This is a genomic window from Providencia sp. Me31A, assembly GCF_050487165.1.
Classification (GTDB): domain Bacteria; phylum Pseudomonadota; class Gammaproteobacteria; order Enterobacterales; family Enterobacteriaceae; genus Providencia.
This window is the reverse complement of sequence record NZ_JBKQGZ010000003.1, coordinates 1-16,812: the sequence shown is the minus strand read 5'-3', so window position 1 is coordinate 16,812 and position 16,812 is coordinate 1. Positions and strand designations below refer to the sequence as shown.

Annotated in this window: 16 protein-coding genes; 7 read left to right on the top strand and 9 right to left on the bottom strand. The window is 40.2% G+C overall.

The window, feature by feature from the left end; all coding sequences use genetic code 11:
* Both selD and ACLPIE_RS02825 read right to left on the bottom strand, forming a co-directional pair.
* Complete coding sequence (selD, locus tag ACLPIE_RS02830) at positions 1-1,044, bottom strand: selenide, water dikinase SelD (protein WP_430259456.1); 1,044 nt, start codon at positions 1,042-1,044, stop codon at positions 1-3.
* 11 nt (positions 1,045-1,055) lie between these two features.
* Positions 1,056-1,607, bottom strand: a complete 552-nt coding sequence (locus tag ACLPIE_RS02825) for an NAD(P)H nitroreductase (protein ID WP_430259454.1) — start codon at positions 1,605-1,607, stop codon at positions 1,056-1,058.
* Positions 1,608-2,133: 526 nt separating this feature from the next.
* Here ACLPIE_RS02825 and sppA point away from each other — a divergent pair.
* From sppA to pncA, 3 genes are all read left to right on the top strand, one after another.
* Positions 2,134-3,990, top strand: coding sequence for a signal peptide peptidase SppA (sppA, locus tag ACLPIE_RS02820; protein ID WP_430259452.1), 1,857 nt, complete (start codon positions 2,134-2,136; stop codon positions 3,988-3,990).
* Positions 3,991-4,156: 166 nt separating this feature from the next.
* The gene (gene ansA / locus ACLPIE_RS02815; protein WP_430259450.1) at positions 4,157-5,176 is read left to right on the top strand and encodes an asparaginase; all 1,020 of its coding nucleotides are present in this window, start codon (positions 4,157-4,159) and stop codon (positions 5,174-5,176) included.
* A 13-nt stretch (positions 5,177-5,189) separates the two neighbouring features.
* Positions 5,190-5,816 (top strand): bifunctional nicotinamidase/pyrazinamidase, encoded by a 627-nt coding sequence (gene pncA, locus ACLPIE_RS02810; RefSeq protein ID WP_430259867.1) that lies wholly within the window; start codon positions 5,190-5,192, stop codon positions 5,814-5,816.
* A gap of 130 nt (positions 5,817-5,946) precedes the next feature.
* On the opposite strand, the gene ACLPIE_RS02805 is transcribed toward pncA, so the two are convergent.
* Together ACLPIE_RS02805 and msrB are read right to left on the bottom strand one after the other, a co-directional pair.
* Entirely contained in the window at positions 5,947-6,252 is a 306-nt protein-coding gene (locus ACLPIE_RS02805; protein WP_430259448.1) for a YeaC family protein, read from the bottom strand.
* Between the two features lie 111 nt (positions 6,253-6,363).
* Positions 6,364-6,777 (bottom strand): peptide-methionine (R)-S-oxide reductase MsrB, encoded by a 414-nt coding sequence (gene msrB / locus ACLPIE_RS02800; RefSeq protein WP_430259446.1) that lies wholly within the window; start codon positions 6,775-6,777, stop codon positions 6,364-6,366.
* 355 nt (positions 6,778-7,132) lie between these two features.
* Here msrB and gapA point away from each other — a divergent pair, with 355 nt between their 5' ends.
* A complete protein-coding gene (gene gapA / locus ACLPIE_RS02795; protein WP_225818710.1) occupies positions 7,133-8,128 on the top strand; it encodes a glyceraldehyde-3-phosphate dehydrogenase in 996 nt (331 codons plus the stop codon).
* Positions 8,129-8,385: 257 nt separating this feature from the next.
* On the top strand, positions 8,386-9,267 hold the full coding sequence (locus ACLPIE_RS02790; RefSeq protein WP_430259444.1) for a D-hexose-6-phosphate mutarotase: 882 nt from the start codon (positions 8,386-8,388) through the stop codon (positions 9,265-9,267).
* 67 nt (positions 9,268-9,334) lie between these two features.
* Here the strand turns inward: ACLPIE_RS02790 and ACLPIE_RS02785 are convergent, their stop codons facing one another.
* The 4 genes from ACLPIE_RS02785 to fadR all read right to left on the bottom strand — a co-directional run bounded on the left by ACLPIE_RS02785 (position 9,335) and on the right by fadR (position 13,860).
* Positions 9,335-10,087, bottom strand: coding sequence for a MipA/OmpV family protein (locus tag ACLPIE_RS02785; RefSeq protein ID WP_430259442.1), 753 nt, complete (start codon positions 10,085-10,087; stop codon positions 9,335-9,337).
* A gap of 130 nt (positions 10,088-10,217) precedes the next feature.
* On the bottom strand, positions 10,218-11,297 hold the full coding sequence (gene alr / locus ACLPIE_RS02780; protein WP_430259440.1) for an alanine racemase: 1,080 nt from the start codon (positions 11,295-11,297) through the stop codon (positions 10,218-10,220).
* Positions 11,298-11,349: 52 nt separating this feature from the next.
* The gene (locus ACLPIE_RS02775) at positions 11,350-12,651 is read right to left on the bottom strand and encodes a D-amino acid dehydrogenase (RefSeq protein ID WP_430259438.1); all 1,302 of its coding nucleotides are present in this window, start codon (positions 12,649-12,651) and stop codon (positions 11,350-11,352) included.
* A 492-nt stretch (positions 12,652-13,143) separates the two neighbouring features.
* The gene (fadR, locus tag ACLPIE_RS02770; RefSeq protein ID WP_430259436.1) at positions 13,144-13,860 is read right to left on the bottom strand and encodes a fatty acid metabolism transcriptional regulator FadR; all 717 of its coding nucleotides are present in this window, start codon (positions 13,858-13,860) and stop codon (positions 13,144-13,146) included.
* Between the two features lie 221 nt (positions 13,861-14,081).
* Between fadR and nhaB the strand changes: the two genes are divergently transcribed.
* Both nhaB and dsbB read left to right on the top strand, forming a co-directional pair.
* On the top strand, positions 14,082-15,632 hold the full coding sequence (gene nhaB, locus ACLPIE_RS02765) for a sodium/proton antiporter NhaB (RefSeq protein ID WP_430259434.1): 1,551 nt from the start codon (positions 14,082-14,084) through the stop codon (positions 15,630-15,632).
* A 315-nt stretch (positions 15,633-15,947) separates the two neighbouring features.
* Positions 15,948-16,463 (top strand): disulfide bond formation protein DsbB, encoded by a 516-nt coding sequence (gene dsbB, locus ACLPIE_RS02760; RefSeq protein ID WP_430259432.1) that lies wholly within the window; start codon positions 15,948-15,950, stop codon positions 16,461-16,463.
* Positions 16,464-16,521: 58 nt separating this feature from the next.
* On the opposite strand, the gene ACLPIE_RS02755 is transcribed toward dsbB, so the two are convergent.
* The gene (locus ACLPIE_RS02755) at positions 16,522-16,707 is read right to left on the bottom strand and encodes a hypothetical protein (protein WP_430259888.1); all 186 of its coding nucleotides are present in this window, start codon (positions 16,705-16,707) and stop codon (positions 16,522-16,524) included.
* Positions 16,708-16,812 lie beyond the last annotated feature (105 nt).

The following is a 16,812-nucleotide window of genomic DNA, read 5'->3' as shown; positions in this document are numbered from 1 at the left end:
TTAATCTATCACTTCAACTAAAGGAACATTGTCCTGATGGGGGAATAATTTTCCGATAGACTGTAGCAAAACACCTTGTTGCTGTGCAATCTCTTTAATTTTAGCAACTTCGGAAGATTTAACAGCAATTAGTAACCCCCCCGAGGTTTGAGGATCGCAGAGTAACTGACGTTGCATGTCACTCATTGGACCAATTAAGTGCCCATAACTATCAAAGTTACGCGAGGTTCCGCCAGGAACACAACCTGCTTCAATGTATTTTTCAACATCGGCTAGCTTAGGAATTTTACTAAAAGAGATTTCTGCGCGTACACCTGAACCTTCACAGATCTCACTTAAGTGACCCAACAACCCAAAACCGGTCACATCTGTCATCGCGGTAACCCCTTCTAGAGGTGCAATGACAGCGCCTAATTTATTCATTTGGCACATGGTTTCAGCGGCTAAATGCTGATGTTCAGGCGCCAACATGCCTTTCTTCTCAGCGGTCGTTAACACACCTATGCCTAAAGGTTTAGTTAAAAACAGTTCACAATCGGCTGTTGCGGCACTATTTTTCTTCACATATTCCGTGTTTACCACCCCCGTTACGGCCAAACCAAAGATAGGTTCCGGTGCATCAATCGAATGCCCCCCTGCTAGTGAAATGCCAGCGTCTGCACAGGCAGCTCGCCCTCCTTCAATAACTTCACGTGCGACTTCTGGCGGTAGCTTAGCAATGGGCCAACCTAAAATAGCAATTGCCATAATCGGTTTACCGCCCATCGCAAAAATATCGCTGATGGCATTCGTCGCTGCGATACGGCCAAATTCAAACGGAGAGTCAACAATTGGCATAAAAAAATCAGTCGTACTAATAATACCAATGCCATTGCCTAAATCATAAACAGCCGCATCATCTTTCGTTTCATTCCCAACTAACAAGTGAGGATCATGGAATTTCGCTTGCTCAGTGTGTAAAATTTGCTCTAAAACCTTTGGGGCAATTTTGCAACCACAACCTGCACCGTGGCTATATTGCGTTAATCTAATTTTTTCAGTCATTATTCTTCTCTTTAAAAATGCGTCACAAAACCTTGCATATCTGGTGTAGCCACTTTGCTTGGCGCTTTAAGCTCAGGTGTGCCTAAGTATAGAAAGCCCACAATTTGATCATTTTCACCACAACCTAGCCCTTCACGAACGATAGCATCTTCTGTCCAAGCTCCCGTCCGCCATATGCCACCAAACCCTTGAGCTACCGCTGCCATCTGCATTGCTTGAACCGTACAACTGGCGGCAACAACTTGTTCCCATTGAGGGACTTTCGGATGCTCTGTTAGTTTTGCAATCACGGTAATAATTAAAGGTGCACGAAAAGGCGCATTCCGTGCTTTTTCTTCCACTTCTGCACCTAACTTGCCTTCAATCGCTGCTTTTTCAAGTAACTGACTAAAACGCTTGATGCCATCATCTTTCATAACGACAAAGTGCCATGGGCGCAATGCCCCGTGATCAGGGGCTCTCATGCCTGCTGCCAATATATTATCTAGCGCTTCGCCTTGTGGCGCAGGTGTTGTAAGTCTTGAAGCTGAACGACGGTTCAACAAAAGGGTTAAAGCATCCATATTTGTCTCCGATTAAGAGTAAACTGATATGATAATCATTCAATTAGATAATTATACCCACATTATTCATTGTTTAAGCTTAAGGGAAAATCGCCTACACTACATAACTACAATGATCAACCACTGGGCAAATTGCGTTATAAATTCATTGAATTGTACCATTTGTCGCAGGTGAAAAATATAATCAGAACATTGTAGCTTGTGCATATTGATTTTGTTATGCATAAAAATAGTGTTCAATACTAATCAATTGTATTGATTAGTACTCATATATTCAGAGTTAATGTAATGATTGGGCGCGAATCTGTATTAAGTTGAGCGCCACATATTAATTTAATGCCATCGAAAGGTTAGCTCTATTCACTAGAGAAATTGGTCTATACAAAATATGATATTTAACAGTATCCAAAATAGGATGTACTAAAAGCGGGTGGAAAGTAAACAGCACCTTAGACACAAGCTTTATCTCTGCCTAAGGTGAAAACACCCCCTCTTACAGTACAAAATATGCAGGATAGGAGAGAAAATGCGTCAACTATGGGACATCATTGCTACCATCTTTAAATTCAGCTGGCGAGCACTAAACTTTATTCGAGAATTGGTTTTCAACGCTATTTTTATTGTGTTGTTTTTCGTTGTAATAGGCTCAATAGCCTTATATCAATCAGATTCTCAGCCTGAAAAAAACTATTTCGGCGCATTATATGTCGATTTACAAGGTGTCATTGTTGACCAAGTTTCTACCCCAGATCCATTTGGCCGCATGAGCCGCGAGCTTTTAGGCACCTCAAATAGCCGTATGCAAGAAAACGCCTTATTTGATATTGTTGACACCATTCGCGCCGCAGCTAGCGATGATCGCATCACTGGCATGGTACTGCGCTTAGATAACCTCGTCGGTGCCGACCAACCTTCTTTGTCCTATATTGGTAAAGCCATTAACGAATTCAAACGTTCTGGTAAACAAGTCTATGCCATTGGTAATAGCTTTAGCCAATCACAATATTATCTTGCCAGCTTTGCTGATGATATTTACCTAACACCTCAAGGCTCTGTCGGTATTTATGGATTTGCCACCAACAGTATTTACTACAAATCGTTATTAGAAAAACTCAAAGTTAGTAGCCATATTTTTCGTGTGGGAACTTACAAATCAGCAGTTGAGCCACTGATGCGTGATGATATGTCCCCTGAGGCACGTTTAGCCAACCAACAATGGTTAGATGCCTTATGGAATAACTATTTAACCGTACTGGCTAGTAACCGTGAAATGACGAGTACACAAGTATTTCCCGGTGCAGATAATATTTTAGCTCAATTGCGTGCAGTAAACGGTGATAGCGCCCAATATGCATTAAAACAAAAATTAGTCGATAAACTATATACCAATGAACAAATGGAAGATTTGCTCACTAAGCATTTTGGTTGGGATAAAGACAATAAGGTGTTCAATCACATTAGTATCTATGATTATTCCGCTAAAATAACAGACAACAGTGCGAATCAAAACGGGAACATTGCTGTTATTGTAGTACAAGGCGCCATTATGGATGGACCGCAAACGCCAGGGATAGCAGGCGGTGATACTATTGCAGCACAAATTCGTGATGCACGTCTTGATGATAACATCAAAGCAATAGTACTACGCGTCAACAGCCCTGGAGGAAGTGTAAGTGCCTCAGACTTAATCCGTAGCGAGCTTGCCTCCGCTCGTGCGGCAGGTAAACCCATCGTTGTTTCAATGGGGGGCATGGCCGCATCTGGCGGTTATTGGATATCGACACCTGCTGATTATATTATTGCGAGCCCGAGTACATTAACCGGCTCTATCGGTATTTTTGGTGTTATCAATACCTTTGAAAAATCCTTAGACTCTATCGGTGTTTATACTGATGGCGTATCAACTTCACCACTAGCCGATATTTCAATCACCAAAGGCATTAACCCACAATTTGCTGATATGATGCAAATCACCATTGAAAATGGTTATGAAACCTTTATTGGATTGGTTGCCAAGTCACGTCATAAAACCCCCGCTGAGATTGATAAAATTGCCCAAGGCCGGGTATGGATTGGACAAGACGCACTCAAAAATGGCCTTGTTGACCAATTGGGTGATTTTGACAATGCAGTAGATAAAGCCGCAGAGTTGGCTAAGCTCAGTGATGTTAAGTTAGATTGGATGAAGCCTGAGCTCACCTTTATGGATCAATTACTACTTGAATTAACCACTAACGTTCAAGCTGCGATGCCAGATGTGCTACAAGTATTTTTACCACCCGCAGTCGCAACTGATATTCGCCAGCAAGCACAGTTTTTCTTAAAAATGAACGATCCGCAAAACCGCTATGCGTTTTGCTTAAATTGCGCGGAAATTAATTGATCCCCCCATCCCCTTCAATATTTTGAAGGGGATTTATCTATCAAAATATTCAATAACCTCACATCAATCTACTTACTTGCAATTTAACGATAGTAATACGCTAATAAATACGTCAAAATCCTGATAATCACTCTCCTTCGATAAGTTGGATAAATTAGGTAATAAGATGCAGAAGAAATCAATTTATGTTGTTTACACCGGTGGAACGATTGGCATGCGTCATTCACCACAGGGCTATGTACCGGTTTCAGGTCACTTACAAGCACAGTTAGCCCAAATGCCCGAGTTTCATCGCCCTGAAATGCCTGAATTTACTATTCGTGAACATCAACCGTTAATTGATTCGTCTAATATCACCCCTGAAGACTGGCAGCTAATTGCAGATGATATTCGTGAAAACTACCCACTGTATGATGGCTTTGTGATCTTACATGGTACGGATACAATGGCTTTTACTGCTTCTGCACTGTCTTTCATGTTTGAAAACTTGAAAAAACCCGTAATAGTGACAGGGTCACAAATCCCGTTGGAAGCGCTGCGCTCTGATGGGCAAACTAACCTACTGAATGCGCTCTATTTAGCTGCAAATTACCCAATTAATGAAGTAGGTTTATTTTTTAACAATAAATTGTACCGAGGAAATCGTACAGTCAAAGCCCATGCTGATGGTTTTGATGCATTTAGCTCCCCTAACTGCTCCCCTTTAATGGAAGCCGGTATTCACATTCGCTCATTTAGCACCTGTCCTGCCCCCGTTGGTGTTGGTGAATTTAAAACGCATCAAATCACGCCACAACCTATTGGTGTTGTCACACTTTATCCAGGGCTCTCCATTGAAATTGTGCGTAATATTCTTCAGCAACCTGTCAAAGCGTTGATCTTACGTTCCTATGGGGTCGGCAATGCCCCCCAACAGCCTGAGCTGTTACGTATACTCCGTGAAGCGGCGAATAGAGGCATTATTGTCGTCAACCTAACACAGTGTATTTCAGGCCGTGTCAATATGGAGGGATATGCGACAGGACATGCTCTTGCTGAAGCGGGAGTGATCAGCGGCTATGACATGACATTTGAAGCAGCACTAAGTAAACTGCATTATTTACTTAGTCAAAACTATACCCCTGCATTGATACGCGAATTAATGCAAAATAACTTACGTGGTGAATTGAGCTACTCAGATGAATAATACTAAGGGCATCATGAAAACAGCTTTATTGTTAGTCGACTTACAAAATGATTTCTGTACAGGGGGGGCATTAGCAGTGAATGAAAGCGAGCTAGTCATTGATATTGCAAATAAAGCCATTGAAATCTGTAAGCAAAAACAGATAGATATCATTGCAAGTCAAGATTGGCATCCTGCAAACCACCTGAGCTTTGCAATCAATTCAGGCACTCAAATCGGTGATATTGGTGAGCTTAATGGAGTAACGCAAGTCTGGTGGCCTACCCATTGTGTACAAGGGGAATACGGAGCACAATTTCACCCAGCCTTAAATCAACAAGCGATTAGCGAGTTTTTCACGAAAGGCGAAAATCCACAAGTAGACAGTTATAGCGCTTTTTTTGATAATGATAGAGTTAGCCAAACTCGCCTTCATACATGGTTACAAGCACAACAAATTTCTCATTTAATCATTATGGGCATTGCCACGGATTATTGCGTAAAGTTTACCGTATTAGATGCATTAAAATTAGGCTATCACGTGGATGTGTTAACCGAAGGATGTAGAGGTGTCAATTTAGCGCCAGATGATAGCCAAAAAGCATTACAGGAAATGGAAGAACACGGTGCGAAATTAATTACAATCACGAATTTATACTAAGATATATTTTTTATCGACAAGTTTTCTCCAATTACAGTTCCAATTACCGCTATTAAAGAAAACTTGTCTTTGTGACGCTGTCACACTAATGATACCACGGACAACTCATCAAAATTTCTTTTGTCTGCCATTAATCATCACTACGCTGTGGCTTTAATGTCGCTAACATTTCGCCTTGAAACTGTGTTTTAAGTTCTTGTTTACTTTTCATGATGATTTCACCACTAGTGCCAACGGTCATGTGTTCCGGGTCATGATTATGGCGTGATTGCCACAACATGACCATCTGCAAACTATGTTCTTTTTGTTCATCGGTTAATGCAACACCATCCGGCCATTTTCCTAGCTCAACAGCCGTCACCAAACGTTCATAGATTTCTGGTGTCATGATAGCGAGTAGCTGCTCCAGCTGCTCAGGGTTAACTTCAACGCTCACACTAACGCTCCTTTAAGGTATTTACACCCAAATTTCATTATTATATTTTTTAGGCTTGAGCTGAATCGATATAGCTTAGTTTATATAAATACTTCAGCACCCTTCAGCTCACTATCCACGTACCTTTTCGCCGCTATCATTATCTAAAAAGCTTAATGAAGCTGAATTAATACAATAACGTTGGCCTGTTGGCTGAGGGCCATCTGGAAATACATGTCCTAAATGCGCATTGCAATTTTGACAACGCACTTCAATACGATGCATTCCATGAGAGAAATCTTCAATATATTTGATGGCACCAACATTCGCGGGCTCGTAGAAGCTCGGCCACCCACAACCTGCATCAAATTTTGTCTCTGAGTTAAATAAAGGTGCCCCACAACACAGACATTCGTACACACCTTCTTTACGGTTATGCAATAATTTACCACTAAATGGCGGCTCAGTCCCTGCTTGCTGCGTAACATAACGTTGCATTTCATTTAATTGATAGATATCAACATGTTGCTCGTTTTTACTGGACATAATTTACCCATGTATTTAAATAAACTGAATAACTGATTACTATCTTAGCTTAATTTCAATCAACAAAAAATTAACAACATTTTCTGTGAAACTATTCTAAACTAAGAAGCATCTTACTTTCCGTTTTGATTTGTGAACCCTATCACATATATCACTGATAGATGGTTTCATTATGCTGCACAATCCCGATAATACGTGCGGCTGTATTTGCCGCTGAAATGGCTGACAAATAAGCAGTTAGTGGTCTCAGAATTGATTTTTTTCAATAATTGACACGATTCCGCTTGACGGCTGGCAAGGTTTTGGTAACTTTAACTATAACTTAATTCACGAATAAATAGCTGGTGGAAATACTATGACTATCAAAGTAGGTATTAATGGTTTTGGTCGTATTGGCCGTATCGTTTTCCGTGCTGCACAAGAGCGTTCTGACATCGAAATCGTTGCTATCAACGACCTGCTCGATGCAGAATACATGGCTTACATGCTGAAATACGACTCAACTCACGGTCGTTTCAACGGTACTGTTGAAGTTAAAGATGGTCACCTAGTTGTAAACGGCAAAAAAATCCGTGTAACTGCAGAGAAAGATCCGGCAAACCTGAAATGGAACGAAGTCGGTGTTGACGTTGTTGCTGAAGCGACAGGTATCTTCTTAACTGATGAAACTGCACGTAAACACATCCAAGCAGGCGCTAAAAAAGTCGTTCTGACTGGTCCTTCTAAAGATGACACCCCAATGTTCGTTATGGGCGTTAACCACAAGGCTTATGCAGGTCAAGAAATCGTTTCTAACGCATCTTGTACAACTAACTGCTTGGCTCCACTGGCTAAAGTTATCAACGACAAATTTGGTATCGTGGAAGGTCTAATGACGACTGTTCACGCAACCACTGCAACACAAAAAACAGTTGATGGTCCATCTCACAAAGACTGGCGTGGTGGTCGTGGTGCTGCTCAAAACATCATCCCATCTTCAACTGGTGCTGCTAAAGCAGTAGGTAAAGTTATTCCTGAACTGAACGGCAAACTGACTGGTATGTCTTTCCGTGTACCTACTCCTAACGTTTCAGTTGTTGACTTAACTGCTCGTTTAGAAAAACCAGCAACTTACGCGCAAATCTGTGAAGCTATCAAAGAAGCTGCAGCAGGCGAGCTGAAAGGCGTTCTGGGTTATACTGAAGATGATGTTGTATCAACAGACTTCAACGGTGAAAAACTGACTTCAGTATTCGACGCTAAAGCAGGTATCGCGCTGAATGACAACTTTGTTAAACTCGTTTCTTGGTATGACAATGAAACGGGTTACTCAAACAAAGTATTAGATTTGATTGCTCACATCTCTAAATAAGAGCTGTTAAGTATTCAGTCTGACTGAGCCGCCAATTGGCGGCTCTTTTGTATCGTATCGAATAAACAATTAACACTTCATATTTTTACTTTCTTCGCTTATCGTTAATACTATTATTCGATACGCTATAAGTATCACTTACATTAGAGTAAATGCTATTCACTGAGCCTTCATCATCTATGTCGAATAGATACTCTGAATCACCCAAGTTACAGCTAGGCAACAAGTGAATGAGTCAATAGGAGCATACATCCACCATGCACGACAAAATTTTTGCTTTACCTGTCATTAAACAACTTTCAGCTTATATCACCCAACGCCAACTCGGTGAATTACCCTTGATTGTCGTTTCACATCCTAAAGTTCGTGGCGCTGTTAGTTTACAAGGTGCTCAACTGATTGATTGGCAGCCTACTGGGCAGAAACCCTGCCTTTGGCTAAGTTCTGAAAGCGAATTCAAAGACGGTATCGCAATTCGTGGTGGTGTTCCTATCTGTTGGCCATGGTTTGGTCCTGTTGCTAGCCCAAGTCATGGATTTGCTCGTATTCTGCCTTGGCAATTCACAGCGCATAATGAACACGATGACGGTGTTATTTTAACGTTCACTTTAACTGATACCGATTACACACGTAAGTTGTGGCCCCATGAGTTTACTCTAATACTCCGCATGAAGTTGGGTGAAACTTGTGAACTTGAATTAGAAAGCTACGGTGATTTCGAAACGACCGCAGCATTGCATAGCTACTTCAATATTAGTGATATTCAAAAAGTCACCGTGTATGGGCTTGGTGGGCACTACTTCGATAAAGTTGCCGACAAAGAAGTGTATGCAGACGAACCGCTTAAATTCAACAAGCATACTGACCGTATTTATTCAGAACCTGAAGAATACAGTTTATTGCGTGATGACGGTTGGGCTCGCACCATAGAAATTCATCATTACCACAACAGTGATGTCGTTTGTTGGAATCCTTGGGCTCAATTATCATGTAGCATGCAAGATATGCCTAATAGTGGCTACAAGCAGATGGTTTGTGTGGAAACAGCAAGTATCAATGTCCCAATGAAAAGTGAATCGCAGCACCCTGCTCGCCTTTCATTGGTTATGGTTAGTCGCGGTAATAAGTCACAAGATTAACTGAAACGGAAAATATACAGCCCTTAAATGGTTCACATTTAAGGGCTATATAACTTAAATCATTTTATCAGAACGTGTATGTGACACCCGTCCATAAAATACCTGCTACGGATTTATTCACCATCGGGCTGTCTTTCACTTCATTAGAAACACGGTCAACACGAGTCATCGCGAAAACGGTCCAGTTTTCGTCGAAACGGTAATTACCTGTTAGTTCAAAATATGGAGTCCAGCTCGAACCTGGTTTATAACGTTCTAAGCCACTATTACGAGCTTCTTTTGATGAAACGCCATATTCATAACGGGTTTGGTTTTTACTATCCCACTTAATACCAATGCCTGGCGTTAGAGACCATTTATCACCTGTGAAACCGTATAAGTAGGCAAAATCACCACGGATACCATTACTAATGCCTAAGATATCACCAGAAAGATTGGTACGTAGTGTTCCCCAATCTGCTTTATGACGATATGTCAGACCACTCATGACAGTATCACGACGGCGGTCTAACTCACGCATTGATTTATCATCATTTTCTTTAGGTTTAAAAAACTGTGGATAATAAAAAGCATCAATGGATAATTGATCTTGTTTATCATTCCACAAATAATACCCTGCCGCTAACGTATGAAAATAAAAGTTTTCACTGTCATAATTGACAATTGGCACAGGCATTAAATAATCACGAGACTTGATGCCTTTATATGGCGTAGACTGCGCCAAAACAGAACCACCAACAGACCAAGTACCTGCTGATGCCACTCCTGACAACACACTTAATACCACAGCAAGCGTGGTTAATTTGATTGTTTTAGACATATAAAAACCTAGAATGATGAGAAATTGATCTCTAATATATTATCTCAATATGAAACTATTCCCAATAATCATTACTTAGATCACATTTAAAGCTAAATTTGTGAATTCTTTTAGTACTATTGGTTAATAATCATTCTACTTTGTTTTCATAAAAAACAGGAACTCTTTTCGCTAATGCGCACATCAACTCATAGCCAATAGTCCCTGCCGCTTGTGCAACATCATCAATGGGTAAATTTTGCCCCCAAAGCTCGACTCGATCACCGAGTTGCACATCGTGGCAATGGCTAATATCAATAGTCAGCATATCCATCGAAACAGCACCTAATAATGCACAACGCTCTCCTTTACACCAAACAGGCGTCCCATTCGGCGCATGCCGCGGATAGCCATCAGCATAACCACAAGCCACTGTCGCAATCCGCATAGCTTTATCTGATGTAAAGTGACTACCGTAACCAATTGATTGTCCTGCATCAATTTCATGAATAGCGATGACTTCAGACTGTAATGTCATTGCAGCTTTTAAATTAAAATCAACAATATCCGTTGATTTGCCACTTGGTGATGCACCATATAACAAAATGCCGGTGCGAACCCAATCATAATGAGTGTGTTGGTGCCACAACGTAGCCCCTGAATTTGCAATACAAGTTTCTAGTGACAAGTGTTGAAACTGCGTAATAAGCTGAAATGGCGCTGCAACACCTGTTTTGGTATCTGAGTTCGCAAAATGGCTCATTAACGTTAATTGACGCACATTTGGCATCTCGGATAGCCGCTGCACAACACTTGCATACTCATGTTGTGAAAAACCTAAGCGATTCATGCCACTATTCAATTTAATATAAACTGAAATCGGCGATAATAACGACGCTTTATTGATAGCGTCTAATTGCCATTCACTATGGATACTAGTGGTAAGATTATATTGGTCAATCAACGTCAAATCTTGAGGATGGAAAAAGCCCTCCAACAATAATATCGGCCCTTTCCACCCCTGATCACGCAGTAAAATGGCCTCATCAAAATCTAATACAGCAAAACCATCTGTCTCTTTTAATGCAGGCCAGATATGTTTTATACCATGACCATAGCCATCAGCTTTCATCACTGACCAAATTTTCGCGTTTCCTGTGTGCTGCCGTACTACAGACAAGTTATGCTGTAAATTCTGTAAATCAATAACAGCACTAATTGGACGTGGCATCTTAATTCCTTAATACTCTTTTATTTATTCTCAGTTAACCGCACCATTGATACTACTGAGCAGGCGTTAAATGACCACTTGCAACTAATTTGGTATTAAACCCATCAAGATATCTAAATACAGATAAATCATCAGAGGCAATCTCCGGTGTATTCCCTGAAATTAAGTCTGCCAACAATTTTCCTGAGCCACAAGCCATTGTCCAACCAAGTGTACCGTGACCTGTATTCAAATAGAGATTGCTATATGCTGTAGGTCCAACAATCGGTGTACCATCTGGAGTCATGGGACGAAGACCAGTCCAAAACTGTGCATTTTCAATATCACCACCACCTTGGTATAAATCTTGTACCACCATTTTCAATGTTTCACAGCGCTTTTTCAGTATATTGAGGTTAAAACCAACGACTTCCGCCATTCCACCAACTCGAATACGCTCATCAAAACGTGTGACAGCTATCTTGTAAGTTTCATCAAGTATTGTCGATGTCGGTGAACGTTGTGCATCAATAATCGGCATGGTCAATGAGTAGCCTTTTAAAGGATAAACGGGGATCTGCACAAGGTCTTTTAACATCGAGGTTGAGTAAGAGCCCATCGCTACCACATAACGGTCTGCTTGCACAATTTGTCCATCAATGCGGATGCCGCTAACTCGACTGCCATCTGTTAATATTTTTTCTACACATTGTCCAAATTGAAACCTAACTCCAGCACTTTGCGCCATTTGTGCTAATTTTTTCGTAAATTGCTGACAGTCTCCCGTTTCATCATTGGGCAATCGCAATCCACCTGTTAATTTGTGTTTCACAAACTCGAGAGCTGGCTCTACTTTAGCTAATTCATCAGAGGTTAATAATTCGTAGGGAACACCTTCTTGTTGCAATACCGCAATATCATTAGCGGCATTGTCAAATTGTTTAGCGGTACGAAAAAGCTGTAACGTTCCCCCTTGGCGAGCTTCATAGCCTATCCCAGTATCTGCTCTGAGTTGACGAATACAATCGCGGCTATATTCAGCAATACGGACCATGCGGCTTTTATTCATTGCATAATGCTGAATATCGCAGTTTTTCAACATTTGCCACATCCAACGAAGTTGAAATAAAGAACCATCAGGTCGGATCGCTAATGGCGCATGTTTTTCAAACATCCATTTCACCGCTTTTAATGGAATACCAGGAGCCCCCCAAGGAGTAGCATACCCCGGAGATATCTGCCCTGCGTTTGCGGCACTGGTTTCTTCAGCGACATCCAGTTGCCTGTCAACAACAACGACTTCATGCCCTTCTTGAGCTAAATACCATGCTGTTGTCACTCCAATCACACCTGCACCTAACACGAGAACTTTCATAGATACTCCAACTGTAAAGTATGAAATCATTCGCTAGGATAATATTCTGGAATTCATTTGCCAATATGGTGAATTAACATTTTTAACAATACAGTCAAATAATTTAATTTCCATCACAGATAATTTACATTATAGATTTAAATTCTGCGTTCAATTATCAACCAAAAATATTTTATCATTGAAAAACAAACAGATAACGAATATCTCACATACATTATGATGATTTTTATTCGCATAAAATAGAATTTAATACTACACAATCAAACATTAATTTTGATTATGATTATCCCGACTTATAGTGACAATGATTATTTTGACAGTTTTAAATACCAACAAAACATTAAATTTAAAAATATAAATCCAATGTTTGTTCTATTTATTCATAAGTATTGAAGGAAACTCTTTACGTGATTAGCGTCACAAAATCATAATAAAAAACCAGTGCCGGTATATAACTCCCGCACTGGTTTCTAATTTAGAACTTTTTAGTTTTTAGCGGACTTGTGCCAAATCTGAGGGCATATTACCTTGCATACTATGCCAAATAACCCCACTTTCTTTTCCATAATTACGCACACAATCCATAATACGATCATATGCTTGCTCACGGCAAAGGTGGCTAAGTTGCTGATAGAAGCTTAATGCAAGACGCCTAGCTTCGGGATTAGAGAAATAATAGCGCCCTACGCGAGTATATAACCCTTTCAATCCATTAATAATTAAACCATAGATTGGGTTACCTGATGCAAAAGCCAGCCCTCGGAACACGTTATAATCCAAATCACTAAAGGCATCTGAATTATCTTCAACTTTCTCCCTGCCCGCTAAGACTTCTAATGATTGTTCAGGGTTGTTACGAAACGCAGTACGAATAAAAATTGCAGCGATATTAGTACGCACAGCCAATAGATTATCAATCAATTGTGGAACTCTATCGTGATCTAACCGAGCCAACGTTTCTAAAATATTCAGACCCGATGTTTCCCAATAATTATTCACTTTGGTTGGCTTACCATGTTGAATTGTTAGCCAACCGTCACGCGCTAAACGTTGTAGCACCTCACGTAACGTTGTGCGTGTCACACCGATTAATTCCGAGAGTTCACGCTCTGCGGGTAATATAGAACCTGGTGGAAAACGATTGTTCCATATGCTCTCAATAATGTACTCTTCCGCAAAACCTGCCGGACTTTGAGCTCTAATAACCATATTTTTATTATTCCAAACATTTAGACGGATATTGAGGAAATCATACCAGATTGTCATCGCCTGATATAGTTAGACTCAAAATAAAGAGTGAAGCTAATCATAGATTTCCCATATAATTCATACATTATCAATTAGCAATTAGGCTTATAATCGATAAAAGATCAGAGTAGTATGTAAAAGAACATGACACGACATCCGTATAAAGAGGATAACGAACCATAATGGATTTTAGTTTAAAAAATGCTTTATTGAAAAATTTTCTTGGCAATTCACCAGATTGGTACAAATTAGCAATTATTATTTTTTTGATAATAAACCCTATTATCTTCTATTTTATCAGTCCTTTTGTCGCAGGCTGGTTATTAGTTGTTGAATTTATATTTACCTTAGCGATGGCGCTAAAATGTTATCCGCTACAACCAGGAGGACTACTCGCCATCGAGGCCGTTATCATTGGCATGACGTCTCCTTCACAAATTTCTCATGAAATCAGCAATAACCTTGAAGTCATCTTGCTTCTGATATTTATGGTTGCAGGTATCTACTTTATGAAACAGTTGTTGCTATTCGTATTCACCAAACTGCTGATAAACGTGCGTTCCAAACGAACTTTATCCCTTGCATTTTGCATAGCGAGTGCATTTTTATCCGCATTTTTAGATGCTCTTACCGTTATAGCAGTGGTGATCAGCGTTTCCATAGGCTTTTACTCTATTTATCATCAATATGCCTCTAATCAACATGGTGACACCGACTTACAAAATGATGGTTTTATCGCCACCACAGAGCAAAGGCAAACCCTTGAACAGTTTCGTGCCTTTTTGCGAAGCTTAATGATGCATGCGGGTATTGGTACTGCGTTAGGTGGGGTAATGACGATGGTGGGTGAACCTCAAAATTTGATCATTGCAAAACACGTTAACTGGGACTTTATTACATTTTTCATTCGTATGGCTCCCGTGACCATTCCCGTATTTATCTGCGGTCTACTGGTCTGCTTTATTGTTGAAAAATTTAAACTATTTGGTTATGGCGCAGAACTTCCAGACTCTGTACGTCAAATTTTGACTGATCACGATAAAAAATTAACGGCTAAACGTACCAAAAAAGAACTCGCACAATTGATTGTTCAAGGATTAATTGGTGTGTGGTTAATTGTGGCTCTTGCATTCCATTTAGCTGAAGTTGGTTTAATTGGTTTATCCGTTATTGTACTAGCGACCGCATTTTGTGGGATCACAGAAGAACATGCACTCGGTAAAGCTTTTGAAGAAGCACTGCCATTTACTGCGCTACTTACCGTGTTTTTTAGTATCGTTGCGGTAATAATTGACCAACAACTATTCACACCATTTATTCAGTATGTCCTCCAGTCCTCTGAATCATCTCAATTATCATTGTTCTACCTATTCAATGGGTTATTATCTGCAGTTTCTGACAACGTATTCGTCGGAACAGTATATATTACTGAAGCTCTAAAGGCGGCCAATGAAAGCTTAGTATCAATGGAACAGTATCAATTCTTAGCTGTGGCCATTAATACAGGTACTAACTTACCTTCAGTTGCCACACCAAATGGCCAAGCGGCATTCTTGTTTTTACTGACTTCAGCACTGTCACCACTTATCCGTTTATCATATGGCCGTATGGTATGGATGGCTCTACCTTACACTATTGTAATGACACTAGTCGGCTTATTAGGTGTCGAGTTATGGCTAGTCCCTATTACACATTGGATGGAAGGTATCGGCTTGATTAGCTTTGTGCAGTAACTATACTGTAAAACCACGAGCCGTATTCAAATACGGCTGAGATTGTTGACAAAGCGGGATAAAAGCATGGTTTTTCCCGCTTTGTGTTATCAGCCGAAAATCAATGAATTGATTTTCCAAGTTTATTTTCAAAACCTATATGACTTGCCGCCAAACATAATATGTTTGTCAGCAGTCTGAGCCGTATTCAAATACGGCTTTTTTTGTAATGTTGAGTAAAACCCTATTTAAAATTAGATTATTTTTACTTTTAGTGCTTTTTTTATCAGCCAGATAGGGGCAAAATGTGCGCATCTCTCAATTAGGATATTAAGTATGTTCAGATTTTTTAACTACTGCTCACAAGGAAGAAGCGCTTGGCTATTAATGGCCTTTACGGCCTTTCTCCTTGAATGTACTGCCTTATATTTTCAACATGTGATGAAGCTGCAACCTTGTGTGATGTGTATTTATGAGCGTGTTGCATTACTGGGTGTTATAGCGGCGGGTTTAATAGGTGCAATTGCTCCACGTAATGTTGTTATACGTTGGCTTGCCATGGTCGTTTGGATTTATGCTGCATGGCGCGGTTTAGAGCTTTCGTGGGAACACACCATGTTACAGCTTTACCCTTCACCATTCGCATCCTGTGACTTCTTTGTTAATTTCCCTGAATGGCTGCCATTACAACAATGGGTGCCTGCGATGTTTGAAGCTACAGGCGACTGTGCAGTTAGACAGTGGGTATTCTTAGGCCTTGATATGCCACAGTGGTTGATTGGTATCTTTATTGCTTATTTATTAGTTGCTGCCATCGTATTAATTAGCCAATTTTTTCCAGCGAAACAATAACTGTTAAAACCCCAAATGTTAAACTCACCATTTGGGGTTTTAAACAATAAAAATCTACCTATTGAATAACTCTCTCTAGCTTTATAGGAATATTTTTGTACGCAGGAATTCCACATTGCGGGTCAAAATTATCCAATGAAATTAAATTATTAGCTTCAGGGAAATAAGTAGCAACACTGCGGTCTGCCATATCATAAATCACCACAGTCAAGTTATCTAAACGTAAGCGGTTAATGAACCACACATACTAAACAAACTCGTCATTTGCCATAGTAGCTTTTTCATTGGAGGGACTATGGAACAACAAAGTAAACGAGAATACTGGACTGCAATTCTAGAGCTGCAACGA